The organism is Streptomyces sp. NPDC102490 (assembly GCF_044765285.1).
Classification (GTDB): domain Bacteria; phylum Actinomycetota; class Actinomycetes; order Streptomycetales; family Streptomycetaceae; genus Streptomyces.
In genome coordinates this window covers 174,307-191,765 of the sequence record NZ_JBIWJU010000015.1, presented here as the reverse complement: position 1 = coordinate 191,765, position 17,459 = coordinate 174,307, and the positions used below count along the sequence as shown (strand labels likewise).

Annotated in this window: 18 protein-coding genes; 8 read left to right on the top strand and 10 right to left on the bottom strand. The window is 72.8% G+C overall.

Annotated features, from left to right (window positions below; all coding sequences use genetic code 11):
• Positions 1 to 32 precede the first annotated feature (32 nt).
• Positions 33 to 548, top strand: coding sequence for a DinB family protein (locus ACIRGB_RS31440; protein ID WP_403872125.1), 516 nt, complete (start codon positions 33 to 35; stop codon positions 546 to 548).
• Here the strand turns inward: ACIRGB_RS31440 and ACIRGB_RS31435 are convergent.
• From ACIRGB_RS31435 to ACIRGB_RS31405, 7 genes are all read right to left on the bottom strand, one after another.
• Positions 530 to 1,609, bottom strand: coding sequence for an adenosine deaminase (locus tag ACIRGB_RS31435; protein ID WP_403872123.1), 1,080 nt, complete (start codon positions 1,607 to 1,609; stop codon positions 530 to 532). The genes ACIRGB_RS31440 and ACIRGB_RS31435 overlap by 19 nt on opposite strands.
• Before the next feature lie 69 nt (positions 1,610 to 1,678).
• Positions 1,679 to 2,074 (bottom strand): VOC family protein, encoded by a 396-nt coding sequence (locus ACIRGB_RS31430; RefSeq protein ID WP_403872121.1) that lies wholly within the window; start codon positions 2,072 to 2,074, stop codon positions 1,679 to 1,681.
• Positions 2,075 to 2,213: 139 nt separating this feature from the next.
• Positions 2,214 to 3,113 (bottom strand): aldo/keto reductase, encoded by a 900-nt coding sequence (locus ACIRGB_RS31425; RefSeq protein WP_403872119.1) that lies wholly within the window; start codon positions 3,111 to 3,113, stop codon positions 2,214 to 2,216.
• A gap of 28 nt (positions 3,114 to 3,141) precedes the next feature.
• Positions 3,142 to 4,032, bottom strand: coding sequence for a glycoside hydrolase family 19 protein (locus tag ACIRGB_RS31420; RefSeq protein ID WP_403872117.1), 891 nt, complete (start codon positions 4,030 to 4,032; stop codon positions 3,142 to 3,144).
• A gap of 229 nt (positions 4,033 to 4,261) precedes the next feature.
• Positions 4,262 to 5,410 carry an LLM class flavin-dependent oxidoreductase gene (locus ACIRGB_RS31415; RefSeq protein WP_403872115.1) on the bottom strand — a complete coding sequence of 383 codons (1,149 nt, stop codon included), beginning with the start codon at positions 5,408 to 5,410 and terminating at the stop codon, positions 4,262 to 4,264.
• Positions 5,411 to 5,524: 114 nt separating this feature from the next.
• On the bottom strand, positions 5,525 to 6,103 hold the full coding sequence (ssuE, locus tag ACIRGB_RS31410) for an NADPH-dependent FMN reductase (protein WP_403872113.1): 579 nt from the start codon (positions 6,101 to 6,103) through the stop codon (positions 5,525 to 5,527).
• Between the two features lie 206 nt (positions 6,104 to 6,309).
• Positions 6,310 to 6,387, bottom strand: a complete 78-nt coding sequence (locus ACIRGB_RS31405) for a putative leader peptide (protein ID WP_403872255.1) — start codon at positions 6,385 to 6,387, stop codon at positions 6,310 to 6,312.
• Between the two features lie 227 nt (positions 6,388 to 6,614).
• Here ACIRGB_RS31405 and ACIRGB_RS31400 point away from each other — a divergent pair, with 227 nt between their 5' ends.
• On the top strand, positions 6,615 to 7,058 hold the full coding sequence (locus ACIRGB_RS31400) for an SPW repeat protein (protein WP_403872112.1): 444 nt from the start codon (positions 6,615 to 6,617) through the stop codon (positions 7,056 to 7,058).
• A gap of 149 nt (positions 7,059 to 7,207) precedes the next feature.
• On the top strand, positions 7,208 to 7,477 hold the full coding sequence (locus ACIRGB_RS31395; RefSeq protein WP_403872253.1) for a GlsB/YeaQ/YmgE family stress response membrane protein: 270 nt from the start codon (positions 7,208 to 7,210) through the stop codon (positions 7,475 to 7,477).
• Positions 7,478 to 7,488: 11 nt separating this feature from the next.
• On the opposite strand, the gene ACIRGB_RS31390 is transcribed toward ACIRGB_RS31395, so the two are convergent.
• Positions 7,489 to 8,448 (bottom strand): SDR family oxidoreductase, encoded by a 960-nt coding sequence (locus tag ACIRGB_RS31390; RefSeq protein ID WP_403872110.1) that lies wholly within the window; start codon positions 8,446 to 8,448, stop codon positions 7,489 to 7,491.
• Positions 8,449 to 8,618: 170 nt separating this feature from the next.
• Between ACIRGB_RS31390 and ACIRGB_RS31385 the strand changes: the two genes are divergently transcribed.
• Complete coding sequence (locus tag ACIRGB_RS31385) at positions 8,619 to 9,104, top strand: nucleoside deaminase (protein ID WP_403872108.1); 486 nt, start codon at positions 8,619 to 8,621, stop codon at positions 9,102 to 9,104.
• Positions 9,105 to 9,153: 49 nt separating this feature from the next.
• Here ACIRGB_RS31385 and ACIRGB_RS31380 read toward each other — a convergent pair whose 3' ends face one another.
• On the bottom strand, positions 9,154 to 9,888 hold the full coding sequence (locus tag ACIRGB_RS31380; RefSeq protein ID WP_403872106.1) for a chaplin: 735 nt from the start codon (positions 9,886 to 9,888) through the stop codon (positions 9,154 to 9,156).
• 233 nt (positions 9,889 to 10,121) lie between these two features.
• Between ACIRGB_RS31380 and ACIRGB_RS31375 the strand changes: the two genes are divergently transcribed.
• The 4 genes from ACIRGB_RS31375 to ACIRGB_RS31360 all read left to right on the top strand — a co-directional run bounded on the left by ACIRGB_RS31375 (position 10,122) and on the right by ACIRGB_RS31360 (position 15,689).
• Positions 10,122 to 11,801, top strand: a complete 1,680-nt coding sequence (locus ACIRGB_RS31375; protein ID WP_403872104.1) for an alpha/beta hydrolase — start codon at positions 10,122 to 10,124, stop codon at positions 11,799 to 11,801.
• 52 nt (positions 11,802 to 11,853) lie between these two features.
• Complete coding sequence (locus ACIRGB_RS31370; protein ID WP_403872102.1) at positions 11,854 to 12,948, top strand: chemotaxis protein; 1,095 nt, start codon at positions 11,854 to 11,856, stop codon at positions 12,946 to 12,948.
• 142 nt (positions 12,949 to 13,090) lie between these two features.
• Positions 13,091 to 14,110: a Gfo/Idh/MocA family protein gene (locus ACIRGB_RS31365; RefSeq protein ID WP_403872100.1), complete on the top strand. Its 1,020-nt coding sequence runs from the start codon at positions 13,091 to 13,093 to the stop codon at positions 14,108 to 14,110.
• Positions 14,111 to 14,381: 271 nt separating this feature from the next.
• Entirely contained in the window at positions 14,382 to 15,689 is a 1,308-nt protein-coding gene (locus ACIRGB_RS31360) for a PAS domain-containing protein (protein WP_403872098.1), read from the top strand.
• Between the two features lie 35 nt (positions 15,690 to 15,724).
• Here the strand turns inward: ACIRGB_RS31360 and ACIRGB_RS31355 are convergent, their stop codons facing one another.
• Positions 15,725 to 17,245, bottom strand: coding sequence for a hypothetical protein (locus ACIRGB_RS31355; protein WP_403872096.1), 1,521 nt, complete (start codon positions 17,243 to 17,245; stop codon positions 15,725 to 15,727).
• Positions 17,246 to 17,459 lie beyond the last annotated feature (214 nt).

Sequence of the window (17,459 nt, the reverse complement as noted above, 5' to 3'; positions counted from 1 at the left end):
CGCGGGCGGCCGGACTGCGCGATGGTGGACGCATGCATGCGAAGGACATCCTCATCGAGGGCTACGGCCGTATCCAGGAAGAAGTCCACGCCGCCGTCGAGGGCCTGGACCCCGACGGCCTGAACGCCCGCCCGGCCGCCGACGCCAACTCCGTCGCCTGGCTGGTCTGGCACCTCACCCGGGTCCAGGACGACCATGTCGCGGACGCCTTCGGGCTGGACCAGGTGTGGCTCACCGGCGAGTGGGAGAAGCGTTTCGGCCTGGGGCTGCCCCGCCGCGACACCGGGTACGGTCACAGCCCCGCCGAGGTCGCGAAGGTGCGGGTCGACTCGGGCGACCTGCTGACCGGCTACTACGACGCCGTGCACGAGCAGACCCGCACGGCCCTCGCCTCGCTGACCGCCAAGGACCTGGAGCGGGTCGTGGACGACAACTGGGACCCGCCGGTCACGCTCGCCGTGCGGCTGGTCAGCGTCCTGTCCGACGATCTCCAGCACGTCGGACAGGCCGCCTATGTGCGCGGGCTCGTTCAGAGCGCGGACGCGTAGCCCGGCAGGACCACGTCCTCGATGAGGGCCTTGCGCTCGTCGAAGGGGACGAAGGCGCTCTTGAGGGCGTTCACGGTGACCGTCCGCAGGTCCTCGACGCTCCAGCCCGCCTGCTCGACCAGCAGGGACATCTCGCGCGTCATCGTCGTGCCCGACACGAGGCGGTTGTCGGTGTTGAGGGTGACACGGAAGCCGAGGTCCTTGAGCGCGGTGATCGGGTGCTCGGCGATGGAGGTGGCGGCGCCGGTCTGGAGGTTGGAGGTCGGGCACATCTCCAGGGCGACACGGCGGTCGCGCACCCAGGCCGCGAGCCGCCCGAGCTTGCCCGCGGCGAGGTCGGGGATGTCGTCGGTGATGCGGACCCCGTGGCCGATGCGCTGGGCGCCGCACACCTGGAGGGCCTGGTGGATGCTGGGCAGCCCGTGCGCCTCGCCGGCGTGGATGGTGAAGGGCACGTTCTCGCGGCGCAGGTGCTCGAAGGCGTCGAGGTGGTCGGCGGGCGGGAAGCCGTCCTCGGCGCCCGCGATGTCGAAGCCGACGACACCGGCGTCCCGGAAGGCGACGGCGAGGTCGGCGGCCTCGCGGACCCGGTCGAACATCCGCATGCCGCAGAGCAGGGTGCCGACCCGGACGGGGGTCCCGGCGGCGGCCGCCTTGGCCATGCCCGCGGCGAGCCCCTCCTGGACGGTCTCCACGACCTCCCTCATCGACAGCCCGCCCCCGGTGTTCAGCTCGGGGGCGTAGCGGACCTCGCCGTAGACGACGCCGTCGGCGGCGAGGTCCAGGACGTACTCCTCCGCGGTGCGCAGCAGGCCCTCGCGGTTCTGCATCACGGCGAGGGTGTGCTCGAAGGTGGCGATGTAGCGCACCAGGTCACCGGAGTTGGCGGCCTCGTAGTACCAGGCGGCCAGCTCGTCGGGGTCGGTGGTGGGCAGCGGGTGGCCGACGCTCTCGGCCAGCTCGACGACGGTCGCCGGGCGCAGGCCGCCGTCGAGATGGTCGTGGAGGACCGCCTTGGGGAGGCGGCGGAGAGTCTCGGTGTCTATGCGCGTAGATGACATGTGCGGTGGTTCCTCGGCGGTTCTGGGCGCGAATGCGGGGACGGGTGGGTGGAAGTTCCGGGGGGACGGTCAGGAGGCGGCGGGCTGGAGCAGGTCCCAGCGGTTGCCGTAGAGGTCCTGGAAGACGGCGACCGAGCCGTAGGGCTCGTGCCGGGGCTCTTCCAGGAAGGTCACGCCCGCCGCGGTCATGCGGGCGTGGTCGCGGGCGAAGTCGTCGGTGTGCAGGAAGAACCCGACGCGCCCGCCCGTCTGGTCGCCGACCCGGGCACGCTGGGCCTCGCCCTTGGCGCGGGCCAGCAGCAGGGCGGTGCCCGCGCCGGGGTCGCCGGGTTCGACGACGACCCAGCGGGAGCCGTCGGGCCGGGGCGTGTCCTCGGCGAGGCGGAAGCCGAGGGCCTCGGTGTAGAAGCGGATCGCCTCGTCGTAGTCGTCGACGACGAGGGCGACCAGGGCGATGCGTGTCATCTGCACCTTCCGGGACGGGCGATTGACGGGAGAGGTTATACGTAAAACTCCCGAACGCCAAGTCCCGCCCGAGACCGGCGGCCGCACGGCGGGCGTGCGGCGGGCGTAGGCCGCGCGTACGACAGGTGTACGGCGGGCGTCAGCCCTTGCGGGCTCCGTCGAGCCGCGCCAGGTCCGCGTCGGTGAGGCGCAGCGCCCCCGCGGCGACGTTCTCCGCGAGGTGGTCCGGATTGCCGGTGCCGGGGATGGCCAGGACGTTCGGGCCCTGGTGCAGGGTCCAGGCGATCCGCACCTGCGCGGGCGTCGCGCCGTGCGCCCGGGCCACCGCGCGCACCTCTTCCTCGTGGGCGGTGCCGGCGCCCCGCGGTCCGGCCTCGCCGGCGATGGCGTAGAACGGCACGAAGGCGATGCCCTGGGCGCGGCACTGGGCGAGGAGCGCGTCGGTGGCGGGGTCGTGGAAGCCGAGTCCGTAGCGGTTCTGGACGCTCACCACCGGCGCGATGGCCTGGGCCTCGGCCAGGTGCCGGGGTTCCACGTCGGACAGGGCGAGGTGGCGGACCAGTCCCGCCGCGCGCAGTTCGGCCAGGGCGCCGAAGTGCTCGGCGATCGAGTCCTGGCGCATGCGGCGCAGGTAGACGACGTCGAGGTGGTCCCGGCCGAGCTGGCGCAGGTTCTCCTCGACGTGGCCGCGCAGGTCCTCGGGGCGGGCGGAGGTGCCCCACTCCCCCGACCAGTCGCGGTACGGGCCGACCTTGGTGGCGACGACCAGGTCGTCGGCGTAGGGCGCGAGCGCGCTGTTGATCAGTTCGTTGGCGGAGCGCAGGGAGGAGAAGTAGAAGGCGGCCGTGTCGATGTGGTTGACGCCGAGTTCGACGGCCCGGCGCAGCACGGCGAGGGAGCGCTCGCGGTCGCTCGGGGTGCCGAGGTGGAAGGCGGCGCTGCCCGTCAGCCGCATCGCGCCGAAGCCGACGCGCCGGACGGGCAGGTCGCCGAGTTGCCAGGTGCCCGCGGACTCCGCGGTGATCGTTTCGGAGGTCATCGGCGGAGTTTCGCACACCCGGCAGGGGTCAGCAGTACAGGTTCCCGCCCGGGGAGACGCCGAGGATCTGGCTGAACTGCTGGTACTTGGTGACCCGGCTCTGGACCTGGGCGGGGTTCCTGCCGTCGCACTCCAGCGAGCCGTTGATGGAGCGGATGGTCTGGCCGAAGCCCGCGCCGTTGACCATCGCGTTGTGCGGGGTCATGGTGCCGGGTCCGGACTGGGTGTTCCAGTACCACAGGCCGGTCTTCCAGGCCACGGCCGCGTCGTTCTGCACCAGCCAGGGGTTGCCCAGCAGGTCGATGCCGAGCGCGTCGCCCGCGGCCTTGTAGTTGAAGTTCCAGCTGAGCTGGATCGGCCCGCGTCCGTAGTAGGCGGCCTGGCCGGCCGGGCAGCCGTAGGGCTGGCTCCAGTCGCAGTAGTGCGGGTAGTTGGCGGTGTTCTGCTCGACGATGTGCACCAGGCCGCCGGTCTCGTGGCTGACGTTGGCGAGGAAGGCCGCGGCCTCCTGCTTCTTGGTGGTGTCGCTGCCGGTGTTGGCGAAGCCGGGGTAGGCGCTGAGCGCGGCGGTGAGGCCCCGGTAGGTGTAGAAGGAGTTCCGGCCCGGGAACATCTGGTTGAACTGGGCCTCGCTGACCACGAAGGTGCCGACCGGCGTCTGCGAACCGCCGTCACAGGCGTACGGCTCCCAGTACCAGGTGCTGATGAGCGGGTCGTAGCCCGGGTTGGCGTGCTCGGCGATGTAGGCCTTGCCGTCGGTGTAGCGGACGATGTCGCCGGTGTTGTAGTTCGTGCCGGCCGACCAGGCGGGGTAGCTCGAACAGGCGGCGGCGGAGGCTTCGTTGGCGGGCATGAGCAACGGCACGGCGCCCGCGAGGGCGAGTGCGGTCACCAGGGCGGATATACGGCGCCTCGACACAGGTCGTCTCCTTCTGCGGAGCACGGCCGCTCCCGTACCAGGGGCAGGGTGGAGCGGAACCTTGTGCGCACGTGCCGGTCTGACCGGCCACGGCGTGGGGGCGGCCGTGGAGGGGGGTGTGAGGCACACTCAACCGCCTTGGTCTGTACCAGTCAAGGGTGTAGACCAATCCAATCCGCCCGACCGGCCCCGGAGTTGACGGACGCGGGGCCGGCCGGTCGGTGCCGTCTCAGACGGCGACCGGCAGCGGCGCCGCGTCGCGGCCGGCCGGTACCCGGGCCGGGTGGCGCCACAGTCCCCGGCGGGCGAGGCGCGGCAGGACGCCCTCGCCGAACCAGTAGGCCTCCTCCAGGTGCGGGTAGCCGGAGAGCACGAACTCGTCGATGCCCAGGGCGTGGTACTCGGCGATCCGGTCCGCGACCTCGTCGTGGCTGCCGACCAGCGCGGTGCCCGCGCCGCCGCGCACCAGGCCGATGCCGGCCCACAGGTTGGGATGGATCTCCAGGGCGTCGCGGGCTCCGCCGTGCAGCGCGAGCATGCGGCGCTGCCCCTCGGACTCGCTGCGGGCGAGGCCCTCCTGCACGGCCCGTACGGTCTCCGGGTCGAAGCCGTCGAGCAGCCGGTGCGCCTCGGCCCAGGCCTGCTCCGCGGTGTCCCGGGTGATGACGTGCAGCCGGATGCCGAACCGCAGGGTACGGCCCTCCTTCGCGGCCAGCGCCCGCAGCCGGGCGATCTTGGCGGCCACCTGCTCGGGCGGTTCGCCCCAGGTGAGATACACGTCGACGTACCGTGCGGCGACCTCCCCGGCGACGGCGGAGGAGCCGCCGAAGTACACCTCGGGCACGGGATCGGGCACCCGCACGAGCTTCGCGTCCTCGACCCGGAGGTGCTCGCCGTCCAGGTTCACCGTCCGGCCCGCCCACAACTCCCGTACGACGTGCAGGAACTCCCCGGTGCGGCGGTAACGGGCGTCCTTGTCCAGGAAGTCCCCGTAGGCCCGCTGCTCGCGGCTCTCGCCGCCCGTGACGACGTTGAGCAGGAGCCGGCCGCCGGTCTGCCGCTGGAAGGTGGACGCCATCTGCGCGGCGAGCGTGGGCGAGACGAAGCCGGGGCGGAACGCGACCAGGAACTTCAGGCGTTCGGTCGCCTGGGAGACCATCGCGGTGGTCAGCCACGCGTCCTCGCACCAGGCGCCGGTGGGGGTGAGCGCGGCGACGAAGCCGAGGTCCTCGGCGGCGCGGGCGATCTGGGTCAGATAGGCCACGGTCGGCGGCCGGTTGCGCCCGGAGTCGGTGGCCGGGGCGCCGTGGCCGCCGCCGACGACATCGCGGCTGTCACCGCTGGTGGGCAGGAACCAGTGGAAGGTCAGGCTCGACACGGGTCTCCGTTCGGGGTGTGGTGGCGGGGCGGGACGGCCCCGGTGGGGGCGGCTCGGGGCAAGAGGGCGGGTCCCGGGCGCCGTTGCCCGGCCCGCGAGGGCGTCGCGGGTCGCTCAGCTCGCCGCGGCCAGCGCGGGGACCGTCGGCACGGGGGCCGCCGGGCGGGTGGCCAGGGCCGCCGAGAACTGGTCGACCACGTGGGCGAGGGCCTCCGCGGCACCCGGGCTGACGGTGACCGTGCCGTCCTCGTGGGCCGTGATGTCCCGGTCCAGGGTGAACCAGCCCTGCACGACGTGCGCCGCGCCCATGGAGGTGAGCACCGGGCGAAGCGCGTAGTCGATGGCCAGGACGTGGGCGGTGGAACCCCCGGTGGCGAGCGGCAGCACCGTCTTGCCGGTGAGGGCGTACTGCGGGAGGAGGTCGAGCAGGGCCTTCAACACCCCGGAGTACGACGCCTTGTAGACGGGCGTGCCGACGACGACACCGTCGGCGCGGGCGAACAGTTCGGCGGCCCCGGTGATCGCGGGGTGACCGAAGTCGGCGCCGAGCAGGGCCTCGGCGGGGACGGTGCGGACGTCGAGCGGTATCACCTCGTGCCCCCGCGCGGTGAGGCGCTCGTCGAGGTGGCGCAACAGCCGGTTGGTGCGGGAGGAGGCGGAGGGGCTGCCGGAGACGGACAGGACGGTGGCCATGGGTCCTCTTTTCGGGGGTCCGCGGTGGGCGGGCGCGGCGGCATGCCCGGTGGAGCCCCCAGCGGGGGTACATCGGCCGGGACATGGGCGGGCAGCGGGCCCAACCGGGCCGCGGTGCGGCCGGGTTCAGGTGGTGCGGGAAGTCGCGCGCGGGGCGGTGCCGGGCCGGTGCGGCGAGGGCGGGAGGAGGCGGCGGACCGGCGGGATCAGGCCGCGGGGCGACAGGAGGCGCTGGAGACGCGCGCGAGGTCGACGTGGCGTCGCCGCGTGAGGTCCGGTCGCATGGGCATGCCGACGATCGTGGCAGCCGTCGTCGAGGACGGTCAAGGAGAACCGGGGCGGTCTCACGTCCAGGCCCCGGAATTCACACGGGTGTGACAAAGCGGACCGCCAGGATCCCGTACCGCCCACCACTACACATAAGGGAGAAATAAGAGCAGAATGCTCTTATGCGGCGCTACCGCACACCGCACCAGAAGCGGACGGCCCTGCAAGTCAAAGGAGACGACTCATGGCCAACGTCTCGCACTCCCGAGGTGACATCACCAGCCACCCGGACGCCCCGGAAATGCAGGCGCGCTACGCGCGCGTGCTCGGTGGTCGCGACGTGGCACTCGTGGACGGGCCGGTGTTCCTGCTCGGCCTCTACTGTGCCGTGTCCCCGTGGATACTCCACTTCACCACCAGCCAGCCCTCACTCGTGGCCCACAATCTGATCGTGGGCATCGCCATCGGTCTGCTGGCCCTCGGATTCACCCGCGCCCCGGAGCGCATGTACGGCCTCAGCTGGGCCATGTGCGCGATCGGAGTCTGGATGATCATCTCGCCCTGGATCGTCGGCACGAGCCCGGACGCCGGTGTCATCTGGAACAACATCGTCATCGGCGCCCTGGCCTTGATTCTGGGCATGGTCTGCGCCGGTACGGCGGCGCGGAGCACGCCACGCAGGCCCTAGACACACCGGAAGGACGCGGTACGGGCGACGGGCCGGTCCCGCACTCGCGGGTCGGCCCGTCGCCCGTGCCGCGTGTGCCCGCTGCGGACTGCAGCCGTCCGCAGCGGGCACACGCAGTGCAGCGGGGGTCCTGAGGAGAAGGGGTGGAGATGGAGATCGACGGCATAATCAGCGCCATCGTCATCGGTGTCGTCATCGGCGTGCTGGGCCGGCTGGTCGTTCCGGGCCGGCAGCGCATCGGCATCCTGTGGACGATCCTGGTCGGCATCGCGGCGGCGCTCATCGGCTCGGCGATCGCCTCGGCGTTCGACGTGGCCGACACCGACGGCGTGGACTGGGTGGAGTGGCTCATCCAGATCGGCCTGGCCGCGGTCGGCGTGGCCGCGCTGGACCGGACCCGGTCGCGTCCGGGCCGATGACGGGCTGACCGTCACCGGTTGCGGAGCCACGCCTCGTACCAGGTGACGGTCGCGTCCAGAGTGTCCGCGAGCGGCGTCGGAGCCGCCTCGAAGAACCGCTCGAAGGCACTGGAGTCCATGATCTGCGGCTCCGTGTGCTGGTAGAACATCTCCTCGTACTCGGCCATCATCTGCTCGTCGAAGGGGCCGAAGGGGCGCGGCCGGTCCAGCACGACCACGTTCAGCGGGCTGCCCACCCGCTTCTCGATCATCGCGTGGATCGCGCGCGTGCTGACGGCCGGCGCGGTCGGCAGGTGCCAGACGCGCCCGTCGCCGTCGGGACGCTCGCCGAGGGTCGCGAGTCCGGCCGCCACGTCCTCGATGCCGGTGTAGCTGTGCGGCAGGTCGATGTCGCCCATCGCCACGACGTCCCCGCCGGTGAGCGCGCCGGGGAAGACGGCAGCGCCCAGGGACGAGTTGAGCACGCCGGGCCCGACGAAGTCGGCGCTGCGGCCGAGGACCACGCGGGCCCGGCCGGACCGGTGGGCGGCGAGGTACCGCTCGTCCAGTTCGGAACGCATCCGCCCCTTGCGGCTGGTCGCCTTCCAGGGACTGTCCTCGGTCATCACCGCTCCCCCGGTCTCGCCGTACGGGTAGAGGGTGTCGAGCACCACCAGGCGGGCACCGCTCGCCTCGACGGCGGCCAGGACGGCCTCCTGGACCCGGGGCATCACCTCGACCTGGAGGTGGTAGGCGACGTTGACGCAGTGGTACACGACGGCGGCGTCCTGTATGGCGGTGCGGGCACCGTCGGCCGTGCCGACGTCGGCGGCGACCCGCTCGACTCCCTCGATCGCCGGGCCGGTGGCCGTGCGGTCCACCAGGCGGACGGGGTGACCCCTGCGCACCAGCTCACGGGCGAGCGCGGTGCCGGCGGGGCCGGACCCCAGGACGACGTGCGGGGCGGGCGGCTGCGCGGTGGCGGTGGACATGGGATTCCTCTTTCTCCTGGGCGCTATTAATACTCCCTTTCGTTATAGACTCTAACTCTCGTGATGACCGATAGCAAGATGGTCTGGCCAGGGAGACATGGAGGGATGGAGGCAGGGAGACGGACATAGGCTGGGCGGGAATGATCAATGCACGAGGAAGGTGCTGCGCCATGGCCGTGGAGGACGCCGAACTGCCACACCTGCGCCGTTGCGTGGAGCTGGCGGCCGAGGCACTGGAGGCAGGCGACGAGCCGTTCGGGTCGGTGCTGGTGGGCGGGGACGGCACGGTGCTGACCGAGGACCGCAACCGGGTGGCCTCCGGCGACCGGACCCGTCACCCGGAGTTCGAGCTCGCGCGCTGGGCCGCCGCCCGGCTGACCCCCGAGGAACGGGCCGCGGCCACGGTGTACACGTCGGGCGAGCACTGCCCGATGTGCGCCGCCGCGCACGCCTGGGTGGGCCTGGGACGCATCGTGTACGTCGCCTCGTCGGAGCAACTGGTGGACTGGCTGACGGAGTTGGGCGTCCCGGCAGCGCCGGTGCGGCCGCTCCCGGTGCGCGAGGTGGCGCCCGGTGTGACCGTGGAGGGCCCGGTGCGTCACCTCACGGAGGAGATCCACGCGTTGCACCGGCGCTTCCACACGGGACGCGGCTGAGCCGGGGCGCCCTCCTGTCGGTACGGCGGACGGGTGCCCCGGTCCGCGGTCAGCTCTCGGTGCCCGGCCGGAAGCGCCGGTAGAGGGCAGTTCCCCCCAGCACGAGGGCGGCGCCACCGGCGAGGGCGGGCACCGTGTGGTCCGCCCCTGTGTGGGCGAGAGACACCTCTTCCCGGGGCGGGGCGGCGTGCGCGGACGGTGCGGGTCCGGCGCGCTCCTCCTCGGGGACGGACGGCTCCGGCTCCGCCGGGGGCCGCGCGGGTTCGGGCCGGTCACCGGAGTCGTTCGTCGACTCGTTGCCGACGGCCGGGTTGCCGATGCCGACCACGTTGACGCTGTTGCCGCTGACGTTCACCGGGAGGTGGACCGGCAGTTGCACGCCGTTGCCGGAGAGCACGCCGGGCGAATCCTTTCCGCTCCCCTCGGCGGACGCGCCGCCGGACGTACCGCCTGAGGCGCCCGTCTCCTGGTGCGGAGCCCCTGTGTGGGGCGACCCCGTGTGGGACGACCCCGTGTGGGACGTCCCCTTCCCTCCGGTGTTGGCGCAGCTGTTGCCCGCGGCCGGGTTGAGGAGCCCCGCCACGTTCACGGTGTTGCCGCACACGTTGACCGGCACGTCCACCGGGAGCTGGACGGTGTCGCCGGAGATCAGTCCGGGCGAACCGGCCGCGGACCCGTCGGCGCCGGCCCCGTCGGACGCGAACGCCGCGCACGCCGGCATCGCCACGGCCAGCGCGCCTGAGGCGGCGGCGACGAGCACACCGTTTCGGGTAACCCTTCTCATGAGGTTCCCTGCCTTCCAGACATGGTCGCGGGCAGTCGCCCGCACCGGTTAAAACGCGGGCGCACCATCCGAGTTATGGCTTATCGGCCTTTCACCCCATCGAGTGGGCCTTTCATCGAACAAGCGGTGCGCCGTCCCTCGCGCCGCCGCCCGGAGGCGCCGGCCGGGAAGCCCGCTTATGGTGAGCGAGGGCGCCGACCACCGGTCCGCGACGGGGCGCCCGGGAGGCATCGATGCAGGCCAAGCTGGAGACTCGGCCCTCGGTCCGGCGCCGCGCGGTCACCGGAGCGCTCGGGCTGGCCCTGCTGGGTGCGGGACTGCCCGCGGCCGGCGCCGCGACCGCTGCGACCACCACGCCCACGGCGACCACCGCGACCACCGCGACCACGCGGGACGCCGGATCCGGCATGGCCCGGTTCTACGACCAGAAGGTCACGTGGTCGGCGTGCGAGGGCATGGACATGCCGAAGGACCTGCAATGCGGCAAGGTCACCGTCCCCCTCGATTACGCGCGGCCCAAGGGGCGGACCCTCGACGTGGCCCTGGCCCGGTACCGGACGACCGGTGACTCGCGAGGCTCGGTCCTGCTGAACTTCGGCGGACCCGGCGGCTCCGGCCTCAATGAACTCGCCGTGGGCGGCAAGGAGTTCATGCACCTCACCAACGGCTACGACGTGGTCACCTTCGACCCCCGCGGCGTCGGCCGCTCCTCCCCGGTGTCCTGCGGACCGGCCACCCTGAAGATCATGGAGGCGACGGACGGGGACGGGGGGACGAGCGACCCCGAGGATGTGCTCAAGCGGCTGCGGGACGCGGCCGCCGAGTGCGCCGAGTACTCCGGCCCCGTGCTGTCCCACATAGGCACGGTCGACGCCGCCCGCGATATGGAGGTGATGCGCCGGGCACTCGGCGACGACCGGCTCAATTACCTGGGCTTCTCCTACGGGACCCGGCTCGGGGCGGTGTACGCGGCCCGGTTCCCGGACCAGGTCGGCCGGATGGTCCTCGACGGGGTGGACACGCTGACGGAACCGCTGACCGAGCAGGGGCTGGCCGGCGCCCGGGGGCAGCAGACCGCGCTGGAGAACTTCCTCGACTGGTGCGTCGAGGACATCGCCTGCCCGTTCGGCCAGGACGCCCGCACCGCCCGCGAGCAGGTCGAGCGCCTGGTCGCCTCGCTCGACTCCGACCCGGTGCCGTCGGCCTTCGGCGAGCCCTTCACCGGACAGGACATGGTCGGCGCGATCGGTCAGGCGCTCTACAGCCGGGAGCTGTGGCCGTCGCTGGAGCGGGCACTCGCGCAGCTGCTCGAGGACGGTGACACCCGGGGCCTGGAGGGCTTCTCGTCGGGCGGCGTCACCTTCCCGGTCCGGGAGCCGGTGCACGAGCCGGGCCGTGCGCCGGTGCGCGGGGACAAGGGAGCCGGCCTCACCGACGACGAGGACGTCCCCATGGACAATCTCCCGGCCGCCCTGATGGCGATCAACTGCGCGGACGATCCGGACCGTCCCACCGCCGCCCAGGTCACCGCCTCCCTAGGCCGGCTGCGCGCCCGCTACGAGGAGGCGTCACCGGTCTTCGGCCGGTACCGGCTCACCCAGGTGCTCATGTGCTACGGCCGGCCCAAGGGCACGGACTACATCCGGGACGACGTGAAGGACCTCGACACCGCGAAGATGCTCCTGGTCGGCACCCGCGGCGACCCGGCCACGCCGTACCGCTGGACCGTGGAGACCGCCGACCGGCTCGGCACCTCCGCCGTGGTCCTGGACAACCGGGGCGAGGGGCACACCGGCTACGCCTCCTCCGAGTGCGTGCACCGCAAGGTCGACGACTTCCTGCTGTACGGCTCCCTGCCGCCGGACGGCAGCTCCTGCGGCCCCGAGTCCGCCACCGGCACCGGGTCCGACTGAGCGGCGACCTGCTCCGAATGCCTGATATGCCCATGGGGCCTATCGTGCTGACATGGAGCACGATCTGAGTCCCGCCACCCTCGCCGAACTGCGGCGCCCCCGCCCGTATCCGGCCGTGTCCGTCCTGACGCCGACGCACCGCCGCGAGCCGGACAACGCCCAGGACCGGGTCCGGCTGCGCAACGCGGTCGCCGCGGCCAAGAAACAGCTGGAGGAGGATCCGGCGGTCAGCCGCGACCGGCGCACGGAGGTGTCCCGAGAACTCGACCGGGCGCTCGCCGAGGTCGACCTGACCTACGCCGAGGACGGTCTGGCGATCTTCGCCGCCCCCGGTGAGCACCAGGTCTGGACGCTCAGCCGTTCCGTGCCCGAGCGCGTGGTCCTCTCGGACACCTTCCTCACCCGCAACCTCGTCGCCGCGCAGGCCGCCGAGCGGCCGTACTGGGTGCTGTCGGTCGCCGCCGACCGCGTCAAGCTGTGGAGCGGCGGCGCGGGCCGGGTCGTGGAGGAACACCTCGGCGGCTTCCCTCTGGACCGGCCCGCGGAGGACTTCGACCCCGAGCGCCAGGAGCGGATCGGTGACGCGCCGAGCACCTTCCGGGACGAGGGCACCCGCAGGTTCCTGCGCGACGCCGACGCCGCGATGGGCAGGGTGCTGCGCGCGCATCCCCGGCCGCTGTACATCACCGGTCCCGAGCCGGCGCTGTCCCTGTTCGACGAGGCGGGCGCCCTGGCCGCGGACGCGGTGCTGGTCCCGCACGGCGGGCTCGCGCACGGCACCGCCGAGGCGGTGTGGCAGGCGGTGCGGCCGGTGCTCGAGGACGAGGCGCGCGGACAGGTCGAGGCGGTGGCCAGGGAACTGGACGCGGCCCGTGGCCGGAAAGACTTCGCGGCCGGGGTGGACGAGCTGTGGGAGAGCGCCCACACCGGCCGCGTCCGGCTGCTGGCCGTCGAGGAGGGCTTCAAGGTGACGATGCGCGACGACGGCGAGCACCTGCTCCCGGCGGGCGACGGCGACCTGGACGCCCGCGAGGACATCGTGGACGAGATCGTCGAGCAGTGCCTGGAGACCGGTGCCGACGTCCGCTTCGTGCCGGACGGGGCGCTCGGGGACGCGGACGGCATCGCGGGCGTGCTGCGGTACTGACGCCCGCCACTGCGGCACCCCCGGGAACCGCTCCCCTCCGGACGCCTCTTGACGCGCGTGAAAGCCTGTTTGCCGTACACGGACACGGACACGCACCCGCTGCTCGCGGGTGCGCGGCGGACGGTGAAGGAGCGGGCGCGGCGTGAGTGGACTTCTGGGTGTGGCGGTCCTGGGTGCGGGACACATGGGCGCCGACCACATACGACGCCTCGACCGGGTGGTGAGCGGTGCCCGGGTCGCCGCGGTGGCGGACCCCGACGCCGAGCGGGCGAAGGAGGCCGTGGGCGGCATCGCCGGGGTGGTCGTGCACACGGACGCCGAGGCCGCCCTGGACGCGCCGGGCGTCGAGGCGGTCCTGATCGCCTCGCCCGGCGAGGCGCACGAGGAGGCCCTGCTGGCCGCCTTCGCGCGGGGGCTGCCGGTGCTGTGCGAGAAGCCCATGGTGCCGGACTCCGCGGGTGCGCTGCGGGTGGTGGAGGCGGAGGCGCGTCTCGGCCGGAGGCTGGCGCAGATCGGGTTCATGCGGCGGTACGACGCCGAGTACCAGCGGCTGAAGTCCCTGCTGGACGGCGGACGCCTCGGCCGGCCCCTGATGCTGCACTGTGTGCACCGCAACGTCTCCTCTCCGCCGCACTTCACCTCGGCGATGCTGGTCAACAGCTCCGTCTCGCACGAGATCGACGCGGCCCGCTGGCTGCTCGGCCAGGAGCTGAGCGCGGTGACCGTGGTGCGTCCGCGGCCGTCGGCCGGTGCGCCCGAGGGCCTGCTCGATCCGCAGTTCGTGCTCTTCGAGACCGAGGGCGGCGCCGTGGTGGACGTGGAGGTCTTCGTCAACTGCGGCTTCGGCTACGAGGTGCGCTGCGAGGCCGTCTGCGAGGCGGGCAGCGCCCGGATCGGCGCGGCCCACACCATGGTGGTGACGGCCGAGGGCGGCGCCCGGGAGGAAGTGGCGCAGGACTACCTCGTGCGGTTCGCCGACGCCTACGACCGCGAGGTGCGGAGCTGGGTGGACGCCACCCGTCGGGGCCGGGTCACCGGGCCCGGTGCCTGGGACGGGTACGCGGCGGCGGCGGTCGCCGAGGCCGGGGTGCGGGCGCTGGAGACGGGCGCGCGCACGTCCGTCGAACTGGCGCCCCGTCCGGCCCTGTACGACCCGGCATAGAACAAGGGTCCGACGAACGTCAGAGCGACGACGCCCTCGGGGTCCGATCCCCTTCAAGTCCCGTAGCGAACCTACGACTTGCCCCGGTCCACGGGTACGCCGAGCGCGTAGCCGAGTCACCCCGGGAAGACTGTGGCATATGCCGGAAGCACCACCGTATCGTGTGTCGCCGAATCCCTTACGGGGCATGGCGGGCTGTGCAACAGTCGTAACGGTCCTTCCGTCAGCCCCGGTTCCCCTTGGTCGTACCGTCAGCACATCGGAGTGCGTCATGTCGTCCCATCTCTCCGCGGACCACCCGGCCGCCCAGCCACCGGGACCCGGCTCGGTCGAGGCGCTCATATCGCAGGCCCGGCGGCTGCGGGGCGACGTGGACGCGGTACGGCGGGACAGCCAGGACGACACCACGGACCCCCGGGGACGCTGGCAGCGCGCCCTGTACGACCTGGCGCTGCACCAACTCACCGACCTAGACGCGCACTTGGCGCAGCTGCGGGACGGCCCCGCGCTCGCGCCCCGCGCCGGTTCACTGCTCAGCCGGGTCGGCAGCGCGGAGTGGAACCTGCTGACGGACGAGGCCGAGTGGTCCGGGGAACTCTTCCGCATCCTGGGCCGCGACCCGGCGTCCGTCCCGCTCAGCCTCGACGAACTCCCGTCCCTGGTACTCCCCGAGGACCGCCCGAAGCTCACCGCGATGGTCACCGACTGCCTCGTCGACGCCCGGCCCATCGACGGCGAGTTCCGCGTGGTGCGCCCCGACGGCACCGTACGCACCGTGCACATGATGGGCGAGCCCGTCCTCGACGCCGACGGCAGCACCGCCTCGATGTGGGCGGTGCTCCGGGACGTAAGCGAACTGCGCCGCAGCCAGCGGGCGGTGAGCGAGACCCATGACTCGCTCCGGTATCCTCCGCCGCCGCCCTGGCACGGTCTGCTCCGGTTCCCGGAGGCGGGACGGCCCGGCCTCGACCTGGCCGCCGCGCACCTCCCGTCGGCCTCCGCCACGAGCCTCACCGGCCCGCGGTCCCGGTACGACGGGTGGTACGACGCGTGTCCGCTCGGAGCCGACGACGAAACCCTGCTCACCGTCGGCGGCTTCGGTCGCTCGGAGACCGAGGCGCACGGCCCGGTGATGCTGATCGGCGCCCTGCGCGGCCTGGCGCTGGCCGGCACCCGGCCCGCGGGGCTCCGGGACCGGCTGGCCGAACTGCTCCGGACCACCGCCCTGCCGCCGGTGCACGACGCCGTGTACTGCGGCTTCCGGCCGGACACCCGCACCCTGACCTGGGCCCACGCCTCGGGCCCCGCCCCGCTGCTCTTCCGCGGCGGAACGGGGCGTGCGCTGACCGGACGGGACGGGCCGTCCGGGCAGGCCGAGGCGACCCTGGAAGCGGGCGACCTGCTGCTCCTGCACACCGGGGCACTCGAACCGGCGGCCGTGGAGCTCCTCCTCTCGCTGGCCCCCCGACTGACCGGGGCGGGCTCCGCACAGGACGGCGTACGGACGGTGACACGGGAGCTCGGTGGGTTTCCGGGTCGTCAGGACGCCTGTGTGCTGATGGCCCGGGTGACGCTGTGAGACCTGCGGGAGTCCCGCGTGAAGAGCGTCGTCGCCTACGCCGGCGCGACGCTGCCGCCCCGTCCCTTCCCCTTGGGTGACCTGCCGGGTGACTTGACCTTCGGCAGGGCCAGCTTGATCTCCTCCCGCAGCTCCTGGATCTTCGGGTAACCGGCGTACTCGGCGGTGAGCCGGTACATCTGGCGCAGCCGGTCCCAGGTCCGCTGGGAGGAGTTGGACCCCATCGACACCAGGGCCAGACGCGCGTACCGGTCCGCCTGTTCGGGGTCGTCGGCGATGAAGCACGCGGAGGCCATCGACAGGTAGTCGAAGATCTTCGACCGCTGCCGGCCGTCGATCCTCAGGGCCAGGGCCTTGTCCGCGTAGTGCTGGGCGTGCGCGGCGGCTCCCGGTTCGAACTCGGCCAGCGTCCGGTAGGCCAGGGCCTGCATGCCGTACAGGTCCTCCTCCTTGAACGTCTGCATCCAGTCCGGGGCCGGCCCGTCCGCCTTGTCGGAGACGAAGAGGTCCTCGGCCCGTCCCAGGGTGCGGCGCATCGCCTGGCCCTTGCCCATGGATGCCTGCGCCCAGGCCTCGATGGTGTACAGCATGGCCTTGGTGCGCGGCAGCACCTGCTCGCCGGAGCCGGACTGGGCGAGCTTCATGAGGTCCAGGGCCTCGTCGGGACGCCCCAGGTGCACCATCTGGCGGGCCGCCCGGGAGAGCGCCTCGCCCGCCCGGGGGCGGTCACCGCCCTCGCGGGCGGCGTGCGCCGCGATGACGAAGTACTTCTGGGCCGTGGGTTCCAGGCCGACGTCGTGCGACATCCAGCCCGCGAGGACGGCGAGGTTGGCGGCGACGCCCCACAGGCGCCGCTGGAGATGGGGTGGGTGGTGGTAGGCGAGCATCCCGCCCACCTCGTTGAGCTGGCCCACCACGGCCTTGCGCTGGAGACCGCCGCCGCGGGCGGCGTCCCAGGCGCGGAACACCTCGACCGAGCGCTCCAGTTCCTCCACTTCCTGCGACCCGATGGGGGCGGCCTCGTAGCGGTCGAACCCGGCGGGGTCGGCGTGCAGGGGGTGGTGGGGGTCGGGAGCGTCGGCCGCCAGGGCCGGGTCGGTGTGCAGCCAGTCGTGCATGGCGCTGCTGAGTGCGGAGCCCGCGGCGAGCGCGGCGCCCGCGCCCACCAAGCCGCGTCGGTTGAGCATGAGGTCCATTCCCGTGAATTCGGTGAGGACCGCCGCGGTCCGCTCGGGCGCCCACGGCACGCCGTCGGGATGCTCTTCGCTCCCGCCGGGTGGCCGTTTCCCCGCACGCCCGTGCCGGACCAGACCGAGGTCCTCGATGGTCACGACACGGCCGAGACGCTCGGTGAACAGAGCCGCCAGCACCCGCGGCACCGGATCGCGCGGGATCTCTCCCATGTCGATCCACCGCCGCACCCGCGAGGTGTCGGTCGCCAGCTGGGGGTGGCCCATGGCCGCCGCCTGCCGGTTGACCAGCCTCGCGAGTTCGCCCTTGGACCAGCCGGCCAGGCCGAACAGGTCCGAAAGACGGGTGTTGGGTTCTCCGCTCACGTCAAGCCCCCAGGTTCTCGGCTGAGTTGACAGTAGCCCCGTGCGGGTTGCCGGGCGACTATTCGCCACCGTTCGCCAGGGTGCGCCAGATGGTGTGCCACGGGCGGCCGGGTGTCAGGTAGGAATGCGCCACCCCGACCCGGTCTCCGTGGGGGTACTCCCCAGGGTGGCCCCGGGCGGCCGGTCGGGCGGCGCGACGGCTTTCGGAAGAGGT